Consider the following 11870-nt stretch of genomic DNA (forward strand, 5'->3'; position numbering starts at 1 on the left):
TTGGTCAAGAAACAAAGCTTCCGTCGCCTCTTTAGGAGCCGTTTCGCGAGCATCAATGGTATACAGTTTTTGTTGCTCGTTATCCCAGTAAAGAATAAACGCGCCGCCACCGATCCCAGAGGATTGTGGCTCGGTTAAACCTAACATGGCTTGTACTGCGATAGCGGCATCAACAGCGCTACCACCTTCTTTTAACACCTTATAACCTGCCTCGACTGCATGAGGGTTAGCAGCGGTGACCATAAACTGATCCGTTACGACCGCTTTTTTATCCGCAAACCCCGTAGCCATCTCAGGCTCACGCGCTTCTTGTTTCGGTTCTGAATCTTGTGGTGCAGCTGTTGCGCTGGCACCGGATTGAGCGGGTGAGCAAGCCGCGAGTAAAGCAGCCGCGATAGACGATAAAATCCAATGCGAGGTATTAATTGACTTCATGATAGCCCTAACATCTGGTACAAGTAGTGACTTCTATCATACGGAGCTACAGGGTAACAGGCAAACGCTTATGAATAAAAATCAGTCACTCACTAGTGGTGCGATGGCCGCCGCACTCATCATTTGTATTTCGGCGATTATCCAATGGCTGCCCGGTCATGACGTGCTCGCATTTAATAGTGCTGAATTGAGTGACAAGATTTGGAGTTTAGTAACAGCGCCCTTGCTCCACCTAGGTTGGAATCACTGGCTATTTAATATGGCTGGACTCGCATTGGTCGTCGGCATTTTTAATGACCAATTCGATATGCGTCAGTTATTCAATAATTACCTGCTGATCAGTGTAATAAGCGGTGGTCTGCTATGGCTGTGGCCAGAGACGATAGAATATGTCGGATTATCGGGAGTACTGCATGGTTTGCTTTTAGTGTGCCTCATCAATGCGACACTCAAGCAGCCTTGGTACCTCGCAGTCATTGTGGCTTTACTGGGTAAAGTAATTGCAGAGCTAGCAGGCTTTAGACCTGACCATTTTGTCGGCCCGGATGTCGCCTTGATTCATGCAGCCGGCATGATTGCTGGCGGAGTGACTTGGTTCCTGCAACGGCGTCGGTTAGCTGACGCCGTAAACAGGCAGAAAACACAGCAGGATTAATCCTGCTGTAAGTTTTCCTCAAACAGCTTGTAGATACGACGGTATTCGTTTAACCAACTCTCCGGCTGACGGAATCCGTGCGGCTCCACGGGATAAATCGCGGTTTCCCAGTCGGTCTTTTTCAACTCAATCAAACGTTGCACAAGGCGTACGCTGTCTTGGAAGAATACGTTGTCATCCACCATCGGTGAGTTAATTAACAAGGCGTCCTCTAAACCGTCCGCATAGTAAATGGGTGAGCTACGGCGATAAGCAATCGCATCATCCTGCGGTAGGTTTAAAATATTGGACGTATAACCCGTGTTGTAATGTGCCCAGTCAGTCACTGGACGCAGCGCCGAACCGGCTTGGAATAACCCAGGTTCTTTAAATAGCGCCATAAAGGTTAAGAAGCCACCATACGAGCCACCATAAGTACCCATACGCTCGCCATCAACGTTCACATTGGTTTGTAGCCAATCCGTTACGTCGACCAAATCTTCAACCTCAGGTGTGCCCATTTGGCGATAGATAGCGGTGCGCCAATCACGTCCGTAACCTTTCGAACCTCGGTAGTCGAGATCGGCAACGACATAACCTTGCTTGTTAAGGAAGCTATGGAACATAAACTCACGGAAATAGCCGGACCAGCCCATATGCGCGTTTTGCAGGTAACCCGCGCCGTGAATAAAGACTACTGCTGGATACTCTTCAGCACGTTCGGCATCAAAACCTTCCGGCTTGTATACTCGCGTATAAATCGGTTCATCTACGTGGGATGAAGCAATTGGCACGATTTCCGGCGCGGTCCAGTCGATACTTAAGAATTTCTCAGATACGGTGTGAGTGAGGCGCTGCGCTTCATCTGTCGCGTCAGCATTCTTGACGTAAAGCTCAGGCGGCATCAAAGGAGTCGAATACGTGAGTAATAACCGTTCACTCGTTGGACTTAATTCGTAGCCCGTCATTCCACCTAAGTCAGTGAGCTGTTCAGGCTCACTTGAGCCATCTACTGCAACACGGTAAATCTCATAAATACCGGGGTGAGGTTGATTGGCTTGAAAGTACAACTGACTGCTATCAGCCGATAGTGTCGGTGTTTCAACCACGTATTGGCCTTCAGTTAACTGCGTGGTTTGTTGATCAAGATCACGCGCATATAGGTGTGAGTAGCCATCCGCTTCGGACATAAACCAAAGCGTATCTTCATCGACCCAACCAAACTCATTGTGTGTGTAATTAATCCATGCATCGTCGTGTAAGCGATCTTGTTGCTCTAACTGTTTGGCGCCGAAGTCGACGGTCGCAATCCAACGATCCTTGTTGTCCCAAGCTTCGAGCATGACGGCCACTTCCGAACCTTCTTCGTTCCACTGAATCGCACCGTTTTCCCAGCCCCAGTCAGCCATCAACTGAATAGCACGTGGTTCTTTTTTGCTTTCGTATGACTGCCCTTCCGCCTTGGCATTCTCAGCTTTTACCGCGGCCAATACGTCTTCGTTCCAGCCGTCGAGTGTGTTGTAGGTCAAACTCGTTTGAGTATGCTTCTGCAGATCCAGCAACACTAACTGATGTTGCTGAGGTTTTGCATCGGCGACACGGCGACGCACTTTCTCCGGCTCAATGCGGCCATCTTCAGTGATGTAGTTCGGCATGATATCGCCGTCATCGCGCCAACTCTGTGGCTCGGACATAGCAACCAACAGGTAACGTCCGTTCGGCGACAGGCGTCCATCGACCCATTGCATACGTTTATCAAGATAAAACGCCTGCGGCGCTAATGTGTCATTTTGTTGCTGTAACTGCTGCTGATATTCAAACTGTTCGGCACGATTTTTACGCTCTTTCTGTACGAACTGAATCAGCTTCTGTTCTTCCTTAGCGATATAGTCAGCCGGCGCTTCATTAGCTTGTGGTTCATCAGCGAACTGGATATCAGCGATTTGCTGTGACAAACCTGAACGTACGTCGATACGAAAGAACTGCTGACCTTGTTGATAGCTTAGCGAACCATCCGCCATTGCTTGAAGGTTGTGCTGACGTTCGCTATCACGCGTGAGTTGCTTCACCTCACCATTACCAAAACGGACAAACACATTACCTTTATAGGTGTATGCTAACCAGTCACCCGCCACGGACGATTCTTTTTCGTCAGCGATATATAGGTGTTGCTCTGAGAGTGGCACAGCCTGCAGTTTTCCTTGTCCACCCTTGATTATCATTAAGTCGCGAACTTCGCTACCTTCACGCTTTTGGTAGAACAAGATATCTTGACCGTCTAAGCTCCAAAACGCGTTTTCAGGAAAACGACCCATCCAGTCGGGATCAGCCATGATTTGCTCAAGGGTAAGTTCAGCCACGCCTTCAGCCGAAGCCAGTGGGTCTGCTTTTAAAGTCGCCGGTGTGGGCGCTTTATGAGTGGTTGTAGATTGCGCAACCGTGCTTTGAGTGGATGCGCAAGACGCAGTAACGAGCGCCGCGCTCAGTGCGATCACCAAACGGGATTTTTGCATACTGATTTCCTTTATTGTGCGTCGGGTTGATTTTCCGGTAAGGCTTGTTGAACCGCATCCAGTTTTAACAAATTGCTGTGCACACGCACTAGATTTGGATAGTCGTCTAGCGGCACGTTAAATCGGAGCGCATTGTATACCTGCGGCAACAAACAAATATCCGCTAATGTTACCGAATTTCCAAAGCAATAATCACCTGCATAATCGGCAAGACGCTGTTCAAATGCGGTAAAGCTCTTCGTAACCCAGTGGTGGATCCATTCAACTTTCTGTTCATCACTGCATTTAAGCGTGCCCGTCAAATATTGCAATACACGCAAGTTGGTTACGGGTTGCAGCTCACACGCTAGATCATAGGCGAGCGCACGCACTTGCGCTTTGGCAACATGTTCCGTGGGTAACAAAGGATTATCGGGGTAACAATCATCGAGATATTCGAGAATGGCTAGCGACTGGTTGAGTTTTACGTCACCGTCAATCAATGTCGGGACGAGTTCAGAAGGGTTTAGTTTCCGGTACGCTTCACTATGTTGCTCACCGCCATCTTTGACTAGGTGAACCGGATGATAAGTATAGTCGCACTGTTTAAATGCGAGTCCTAAGCGCACACGAAAACTGGCGCTTGAGCGCCAGTATCCGTAAAGTTCCATCATTATTGCGGTCCTTTGTATTGCACCACTTTTTGGTCGATAGCGCCGAAGATCGACTCGCCATCGGCGTTTTTCATTTCAAAATGAATGGTATCACCAAAGTCCATAAACTGGGTTGTGGGCTGTCCGTCACGAATAGTTTCGATCATACGCACTTCTGCAATACAGCTATACCCTACGCCACCTTCGGCGATCGCTGTCCCATGATCGGTGCCCTGCTTATTGGATACTGTACCTGAACCAATGATTGCACCGGCACCCAAATGGCGAGTTTTTGCTGCGTGAGCAACCAACTGCGCGAAGTTAAATGTCATGTCTTCGCCCGCGTTAGGTTTACCGAAAGGCTTTCCGTTGTATTGTGATAACAGCGGTAAATGCACTTTGCTGTCTTGCCATGCGTCACCCAACTCGTCCGGGGTGACGGCAACCGGCGAAAATGCAGATGAGGGTTTACTTTGGAAAAAGCCGAAGCCTTTACCCAGTTCACCCGGAATCAGGCCACGTAAAGATACATCATTGACCAACATCAATAATTTAATGTGTTGGCTGGCATCTTTGGCTTCAATCCCCATCGGGACGTCGTCAGTGATGACTGCGATTTCGCCTTCGAAATCGATGCCCCACTCATTGCTTGCCATCTCGATATCATCGTGAGGCGCGAGAAAATCATCTGAGCCCCCTTGATACATCAAAGGATCTTCCCAAAAGCTCGGTGGCATTTCAGCGCCGCGTGCTTTACGTACCAACTCAACGTGATTCACGTAAGCGCTGCCATCAGCCCACTGATAAGCCCGTGGTAGCGGTGACTCACACAAATGCTGCTCAAATGTCACAGCCCCTTCAACATCACCTTGATTCAGTGATTGATAAACCGCGTCAGCTTTTGGCGCAAGCTCGTCCCAGTTATCAACGAGCTCTTGCATACAACTCGCGATGGCTGGAATGGCTACTGCTTTGGTTAAGTCACGGCTGACGACCATCAGTTGGCCGTCGCGCGTACCATTTCGATAGGTTGCTAGTTTCATATTGTTTTACTTCTCCTTCCAACTGAACACGTAGTCGGGATTCTCAACACTCATTGCCGCGTCGGATGCTTCTAATGCATCGCGCGTGTCGAGCATGACTGCGACTTCATCGGTGAATTTCTTTTTATGTTCTAGACCCGCTTTAAAGGCTTTTGGATGCGGTCCGTGGGTAAAGCCTGCCGGATGAAAGGTCACCATACCACGATCGATGTTGTCACGACTAAAGAAGTCGCCTTCGTGATAGAACAACACTTCGTCATAATCATCATTATTATGATAAAACGGAACTTTAAGTGCGCCTGGGTCACTCTCGATTGGACGCGGAACAAAAGTACACACGACAAACCGCTCAGCAACAAACGTAGTGTGCGCTGAGGGTGGCAGGTGATAACGGTGACTCATCAGTGGGCGAATATCACGCCAATTAAGTCGAACCGGTGCCAAATCGCCATGCCAACCCACGGCATCCAGCGGATTAAACGGATAGGTAATCACCGAAACCTGCTGGTGACGTTTGACGAAAGTTTGCGTCTGCTCTTCGCTATATTGTGCCTTAAAGGCATCATCAATCGCCGGTGTATCCAGTACCGCCGGATCGAAAATCGCGTGGTTACCGACCAATCCCTTTTCAGGTAACTGATACGCACCATTTGTCGCTTCGATCATCAACAGTTGCATAGGCTCTTCGGGCTCAATGCGCCAGCTCGTTGAGCGTGGAATGAGAAAGTAGTCGCCTTTAACCAGCTTGATATGCCCGTAATCACAAAATACATGACCACTGCCCTCATGAACAAACAGCAAGTCATCACCATCGGCATTGCGCACCAGGTAGTTCATCTTGCTTTGGCAGTGCCATAAACGAAACTTACAGTTAGCGTTCTCGAGCAGATTATTTACCAACCACGGGTTTTCTTGGTCTAGGTCTTTCAGTTGATTAAAGTCGAAGGCGCGCGGACGCAACGGTCCTTGCCAATCTGACCAACCTGTCGGTGCGTGCTGATGATGGAAATGAGTAGCAGGGCCGAAGAATCCACTTCGACCCGCTTCACGTTCATACATCGCCTGCTCAGGAAAGTCAGCATGAGCCTGTCGTGAATGCGCGCCTTCCTGTTTGGGAAAGCTGATCCACTTACGCATCGCTCAACACTCCTCGACGAATTTGGTCTTCTTCGATACTTTCGAATAAGGCTTTGAAGTTACCTTCACCAAAACCTTCGTTACCTTTACGCTGAATAATTTCAAAGAACACAGGACCAATCACGGTTTGGGTAAAGATTTGCAGCAAGATGCCATCTTTCATCGGCGCGCCGTCGATCAAAATACGCTGGTCGCGAAGTGCCTCAACGTCTTCTTCATGACCTTCTACGCGCTCATTGATTTTCTCGTAGTAAGTATCAGGAGTATCCATGAACTCCATCCCGATACTGCGCAAATCTTTTACCGTTTTATAGATATTGTCACTGGTCAATGCAATGTGTTGAATGCCTTCACCGTTATACTCGCGCAGGTATTCCTCGATTTGCGATTTGTCGTCGTGCGATTCGTTAATAGGGATACGAATTTTTCCGCACGGTGCAGTCATTGCACGGCTTAACAAGCCCGTGAGTTTACCTTCGATATCGAAATAGCGGATCTCACGGAAGTTACCGATACGCTCGTAGAAGCCAGCCCAAGTATCCATGTTGCCGCGGAATACGTTGTGGGTAAGGTGGTCAATTTCATATAGACCTGCGGCATGTGACGACATTTTTTCTTGCCAGTCAGGATAGAATTCAAAGTGGTCAGTATAAACGGCCATATCCTGATAGTTATCGATAAAGTACAGAGCGCTCTCGCCAATACCGTATACCGCGGGGATGTCTTCAATCACGCCTTGGTCCGCTGGGAATGCTTTCGCACCATTATCTAACGCATGCTCGAGTGCCTTTTTGGCATCCGCCACACGCCATGCCATACCGCATACACTTGGGCCGTGCTTTTTAGCGAATTCCTCGGCTTGCCCACCCACTTGTGAGTTGATCACGAACTGGATATCGTTTTGCTTATACAGCCACGCTTCTTTGCTTTTATGCTTAGCCACTTCGGTGAAGCCCAACTTATCAAACAAGTCTTTAAGAGCTGCGATACCTTTGGCATCAGGGGCAGTGTACTCAACAAACTCAAAACCGTCGGTGTTGAGTGGGTTATAATTCATATCGCTCATAACTACTTCCTTCTGTATTCGATTACATGGGTGTTTTTTGTTTTGTGTAATCGTTACTTTAGGGGGGTTAGTTAAATTGAGCGAGTAAAGCGTAAAAACTACCCATCGTTGCGCCACGTCAAACTTTGTAACCTTTTATTTACAAAAAAAGAGAGCGCGTTAAGACGCGCTCTCCTCATGGACTTTGATAAATAAGCCGTAAACTTAATTGTACACACTGTTGTAGCGTGTCGTAAAAAGTTTACAGCTATTTAAGACTGGCTTTTCTTGCGCTGCTTACCGATTCCGTAGTCACGCAGTTTATTAGCGACTGCCGTATGCGATAAACCCAAACGACGTGCCAGTTGTCGCGTACTTGGGAAACTTGGATACAATCGTTTAAGTACAGTACTCTCGAAACGGCGCACCGCCTCATCCAAACTGATATCTTCAATTTCGATGGCTAACGGGTCATCATCTATTTGCACTTCAGGCAACTTAACATCATTCGCCTCGAGCACGTCGCCATCGAGCATGGACACCGAACGAAACATCGTATTCTCAAGCTGACGTACGTTACCCGGCCATTGATAGGTCTTAATACGGTCCTTAGCTGAGCGGCTCAGTTTAACCAAGCTGCGCCCGAGCGATTTACAAGCTTGCGAAATAAAATGCTCAGCCAATAACACGGCATCCGCTTTACGTTCACGGAGTGGTGGTACATTCAGCGCGAGCACATTGAGTCGATAATACAAATCCTCGCGGAAAGTCCCCGCCTCAACTAGCTCATAGAGGTGGTTTTGTGCCGTACAAATAACACGTACATCGACGCTAACCTCTTGTTCTTCGCCGATACGACGGAATACGCCGTGCTCTAAAAAGCGCAATAACTTGGCCTGTAAATTAATCGACATCTCGCCGACTGAATCGAGTAACACGGTACCGCCAGCGGCTTGTTCTAGCACCCCTGTCTTTTTAGCACTGTGCTCTGATAAGCTGCCTGCGCCATGCCCAAATAACTCACTCTCGGCAACGTTGTCCGGTAACGCGGCGCAGTTAATCGCCAAAAACGGTTTATCGGCGCGCGCTGATGCTTGATGACACGCCTTTGCCAACAACTCCTTACCGACGCCCGTCTCACCCTCTATCAACAGAGGCGCATCCAACTCAGCCATACGCTGCGCTTCTTTAATCACCTTCTTGAATGCGGCGTTTTCAGTGAGTAAACGATCAAAGGCAGAATCATTCTTATTGTTCTGCCACTGAGCGACATTAGGTTCGGTCTTGCACGTTAAGACAGCCCCCGCGAAAGAGCGACTACCGTCCTCGCCAGCGACCCAAATAGGTAATATCTGTGCGTAATACTCTGCATTGTTGATCACAACCGCTTCAAACACGGGTTCTTTAGGTTGTTTATCAAGCCAGCGCGCCAATCCAAATCCAGTGATGAATTGCGACAAATAGTCGCCACTTAGGGTGTCCTTCGGGGCACCTAATAACTGTGCTGCGGCATCATTAATGATATCAATACGTCCTTTGATATCGATGGAAATCACCGGATCCGGCAAAGTACTTAAGAGTAAATCAAATTCAAAATGCTCACGCTCAAAAGGCATGTATGGGATGGTTTTCACATCGATAACATTTGGAATTCGACGTATTTGTGGCATTAAGTGGCTGAAGTCTTCAAACGCGAGTTCAGGAAAGTTTAGGTAAATCTTTCCGCGCGGATCAATTTCAATACCTCTTAAATCGATTTCTTGATCGCGAAGTATCTGCAATACATCAAGGCAAATGCCTAAACGGTCATCGCAGGTTATCTCTAGTCTCATGTCATTCGTTCAGGTTGAGAGATCTGTAAAGTATATCGTACAGGATATTCAAGCGCGGATACAGAAAAACCCTAGCGTTTGAGCTAGGGTTTTTGACGTTCTATCGAACTATTTGCCGAATCTTAAGCTTAATTTAAGATTTCGTCCGTTTTCGCAGCCATAACAAAATCGTTTTTGTGTAGGCCATTAATTGCATGGGTCCACCAGGTCACCGTCGCCTTACCCCACTCAGTGATAATTTCTGGATGGTGCTTCTCGGCCTCAGCAATTTCACCGACTTTGTTGGTGAATTCCAATGCTTGGCGGAAGTTTTTGAATTTAAACTCGCGACGTAACATCATCACACCGTCGTCACTCACCGGCGTCCACTCGGGGATCTCGCGCATCAACGATGCCAACTCATCATCACTGACCTTCGGTGCGTCTGCGTTACACGCTTCACAGTGTTCTTGATTTAATGCAGCCATATAAATACTCCTGTTAATTATTATGCCGCGTCTTTAGGCGGGAATTTTGGTTCAAAGAGTCCCAGTTCCATAGCCTCGCGTACCAACGCCATGATATCCATGTCTGAAATCTCAAATAATTCATCGACACTATTGATGGTGTAGTACACAGGCTGAATAATATCGATCCGATAAGGGGTTCGCAGAGCATCCAACGCTTTCAGTGGATGGCGTTCAGGCTTATCACTGTTCACCGCATATTCGGTTTCCGCTGGTGAGGATAAAATACCACCACCATAAATGCGGATGCCTTCGTCCGTTTGTAACAGGCCAAATTCAACAGTAAACCAGTATAAGCGTGCTAAGTAAACGCGTTCTTTCGGTGTCGCCGCATAACCCAGTTTGCCATATTGATGTGTAAAGTGGGCAAATGCAGGATTGGTCAACAATGGACAATGGCCGAAAATTTCATGAAAGATGTCGGGTTCTTGCAAGTAGTCGAACTCTTCCCGAGTACGAATAAATGTAGCGACTGGGAATTGCTTATTAGCTAACAACCGAAAGAATTCGTCAAATGGAATCAGTGCCGGCACCGCAGCAACCTGCCAACCTGTTTCACGCTCAAGTACTTCATTAAGCTCGTGCAGCTGCGGTATACGGTCTTTTGGCAAGTCGAGTAGTTCAAGTCCTTTCATGTACTCATCACAGGCTTTACCTGGAATGCACTTAAGTTGACGCTCAACTAAATCGTGCCAAACCTGATTCTCTTCATCAGTCCAATGGATGATTCCCTCGGCATCGGGCTGTTTGGATACGTAATTACTCTCTTTACCCATAGTTATGCCTCTTCTTGCTGTTCTAATTTAAGTGTAGATTAATAATTAAAGTCTGTATGGCTAGGCCGAATCACGCCAGCGGCTGGCAACACTATCAAGCGCTTGCTTCAGGTCAGCGATGATATCGTTAGCATCCTCTAAACCCACGGCAATACGCAGTAGCGTATCGCTAATGCCCGCGGCTTGACGCGCCTCAGGTGTATACGGTGAATGCGTCATAGAGGCTGGATGTTGAATCAAGGTCTCGGCATCACCTAAACTCACTGCGAGTGCAATCATATCCAGCGCATCAAGAAATGCCCGCGCGCCCTGCTCGTCGCTATGTAGCTCAAACGCGATAACAGCGCCTGCACGTTGCATTTGCGACCCCACCAAATCGTGTTTGGGATGACTGGCTAATCCTGGATAATAAATTTTCTTAATGAGTTCGTGTTGTTGTAAGAAACTCACGACCTTCTCGGCGTTATCGCAATGTCTTTGCATGCGAACGTCGAGTGTTTTGAGACCTCGCAAAATGAGCCAAGCATCATGGGGACTCATCGTCGCGCCCATATCTTTCAGCGTTGTCATTTTAATATCGGCGATGGTTTCTTCGTCACCACATACGATACCCGCCACGACATCACCGTGACCATTTAAAAATTTCGTAGCACTATGAATCACAATATCTGCACCTAGTGACTTAGGCTGCTGCAGCAAAGGTGTCATAAAGGTATTGTCGACGATTAGCTTGGCTGCACTGCTACCCATGGCAGTTTTGATTGCGGCAATATCAAGTAGCTTTAAATGTGGGTTAGCGGGCGTCTCGATAAACACAAACCGCGTATTATCGCGCAAATGCGCGGTAATTTGGTCTGGGTCGGCCATATCAATAAATTCAGCCTCGATACCAAACCGCTCAAATAACTCACTGAACAATGCGAAGCTACAGCCATAAATCGCGTCCGAGACCAACACGTGATCACCTGAACGCACGAGTGCCATGGTTGTAGCTGCAATCGCTCCCATGCCGGTCGCGCTTGCGGCGGCGGCTGAAAAACCTTCGAGTCCGGCGACGCGAGTTTCTAATTGGGTGATCGTAGGATTACCAAGACGGCTGTAGATGTAGCCTGGTTCTTCACCGGCAAATCGAGCGCTCCCCTGATCAGCGTGACTAAATTTAAATGTCGATGTTTGATACAGCGGAGCAACTAACGCACCCTCAGGATCCTGCGGCGCTTTACCGCCATGGATGACTTGCGTGGCTAATTGATGATGTTCCGTTGACTGCTTACCTTCGCTCATTATTCCGTCCCAAAGTCACGACCAAAAAGTCTT

11 protein-coding genes are annotated in these 11870 nt (G+C 48.0%); 1 reads left to right on the forward strand and 10 read right to left on the reverse strand.

The features are described from left to right. On the reverse strand, positions 1-435 hold a 435-nt coding region (locus ABNS04_RS01405; protein ID WP_272978241.1), incomplete at its 3' end, for a gamma-glutamyltransferase. Between the two features lie 70 nt (positions 436-505). Between ABNS04_RS01405 and rrtA the strand changes: the two genes are divergently transcribed. Further along, the gene (gene rrtA, locus ABNS04_RS01410) at positions 506-1090 is read left to right on the forward strand and encodes a rhombosortase (protein WP_272978240.1); all 585 of its coding nucleotides are present in this window, start codon (positions 506-508) and stop codon (positions 1088-1090) included. Here rrtA and ABNS04_RS01415 read toward each other — a convergent pair. The 9 genes from ABNS04_RS01415 to megL form a co-directional block, all read right to left on the reverse strand. Then, complete coding sequence (locus tag ABNS04_RS01415) at positions 1087-3582, reverse strand: prolyl oligopeptidase family serine peptidase (protein WP_272978239.1); 2496 nt, start codon at positions 3580-3582, stop codon at positions 1087-1089. The genes rrtA and ABNS04_RS01415 overlap by 4 nt on opposite strands. 11 nt (positions 3583-3593) lie before the next feature. After that, positions 3594-4232 carry a maleylacetoacetate isomerase gene (gene maiA, locus ABNS04_RS01420; RefSeq protein WP_040488041.1) on the reverse strand — a complete coding sequence of 213 codons (639 nt, stop codon included), beginning with the start codon at positions 4230-4232 and terminating at the stop codon, positions 3594-3596. Between the two features lie 2 nt (positions 4233-4234). Then, positions 4235-5257, reverse strand: coding sequence for a fumarylacetoacetate hydrolase family protein (locus ABNS04_RS01425; RefSeq protein WP_006956009.1), 1023 nt, complete (start codon positions 5255-5257; stop codon positions 4235-4237). A 6-nt stretch (positions 5258-5263) separates the two neighbouring features. Then, positions 5264-6394 (reverse strand): homogentisate 1,2-dioxygenase, encoded by a 1131-nt coding sequence (locus ABNS04_RS01430; protein ID WP_272978238.1) that lies wholly within the window; start codon positions 6392-6394, stop codon positions 5264-5266. Beyond that, positions 6387-7460 carry a 4-hydroxyphenylpyruvate dioxygenase gene (hppD, locus tag ABNS04_RS01435; RefSeq protein WP_006956011.1) on the reverse strand — a complete coding sequence of 358 codons (1074 nt, stop codon included), beginning with the start codon at positions 7458-7460 and terminating at the stop codon, positions 6387-6389. Before hppD ends, ABNS04_RS01430 begins: the two co-directional genes overlap by 8 nt. A 251-nt stretch (positions 7461-7711) precedes the next feature. Beyond that, positions 7712-9271 carry a transcriptional regulator TyrR gene (gene tyrR / locus ABNS04_RS01440; protein ID WP_006956012.1) on the reverse strand — a complete coding sequence of 520 codons (1560 nt, stop codon included), beginning with the start codon at positions 9269-9271 and terminating at the stop codon, positions 7712-7714. A 128-nt stretch (positions 9272-9399) separates the two neighbouring features. After that, entirely contained in the window at positions 9400-9738 is a 339-nt protein-coding gene (locus ABNS04_RS01445) for a 4a-hydroxytetrahydrobiopterin dehydratase (RefSeq protein WP_006956013.1), read from the reverse strand. A 20-nt stretch (positions 9739-9758) separates the two neighbouring features. Continuing rightward, a complete protein-coding gene (gene phhA / locus ABNS04_RS01450) occupies positions 9759-10553 on the reverse strand; it encodes a phenylalanine 4-monooxygenase (RefSeq protein ID WP_272978237.1) in 795 nt (264 codons plus the stop codon). A gap of 60 nt (positions 10554-10613) precedes the next feature. Continuing rightward, positions 10614-11837: a methionine gamma-lyase gene (megL, locus tag ABNS04_RS01455; protein WP_272978236.1), complete on the reverse strand. Its 1224-nt coding sequence runs from the start codon at positions 11835-11837 to the stop codon at positions 10614-10616. Positions 11838-11870: the final 33 nt, after the last annotated feature.

The organism is uncultured Idiomarina sp. (assembly GCF_964010655.1).
Taxonomy (GTDB): domain Bacteria; phylum Pseudomonadota; class Gammaproteobacteria; order Enterobacterales; family Alteromonadaceae; genus Idiomarina; species Idiomarina baltica.

Coding starts and splice junctions, on each gene's coding strand:
- rrtA (WP_272978240.1), top strand. CDS start 506: ATGAATAAAAATCAGTCACTCACTAGTGGTGCGATGGCCGCCGCACTC.
- ABNS04_RS01415 (WP_272978239.1), bottom strand. CDS start 3,582: ATGCAAAAATCCCGTTTGGTGATCGCACTGAGCGCGGCGCTCGTTACT.
- maiA (WP_040488041.1), bottom strand. CDS start 4,232: ATGGAACTTTACGGATACTGGCGCTCAAGCGCCAGTTTTCGTGTGCGC.
- ABNS04_RS01425 (WP_006956009.1), bottom strand. CDS start 5,257: ATGAAACTAGCAACCTATCGAAATGGTACGCGCGACGGCCAACTGATG.
- ABNS04_RS01430 (WP_272978238.1), bottom strand. CDS start 6,394: ATGCGTAAGTGGATCAGCTTTCCCAAACAGGAAGGCGCGCATTCACGA.
- hppD (WP_006956011.1), bottom strand. CDS start 7,460: ATGAGCGATATGAATTATAACCCACTCAACACCGACGGTTTTGAGTTT.
- tyrR (WP_006956012.1), bottom strand. CDS start 9,271: ATGAGACTAGAGATAACCTGCGATGACCGTTTAGGCATTTGCCTTGAT.
- ABNS04_RS01445 (WP_006956013.1), bottom strand. CDS start 9,738: ATGGCTGCATTAAATCAAGAACACTGTGAAGCGTGTAACGCAGACGCA.
- phhA (WP_272978237.1), bottom strand. CDS start 10,553: ATGGGTAAAGAGAGTAATTACGTATCCAAACAGCCCGATGCCGAGGGA.
- megL (WP_272978236.1), bottom strand. CDS start 11,837: ATGAGCGAAGGTAAGCAGTCAACGGAACATCATCAATTAGCCACGCAA.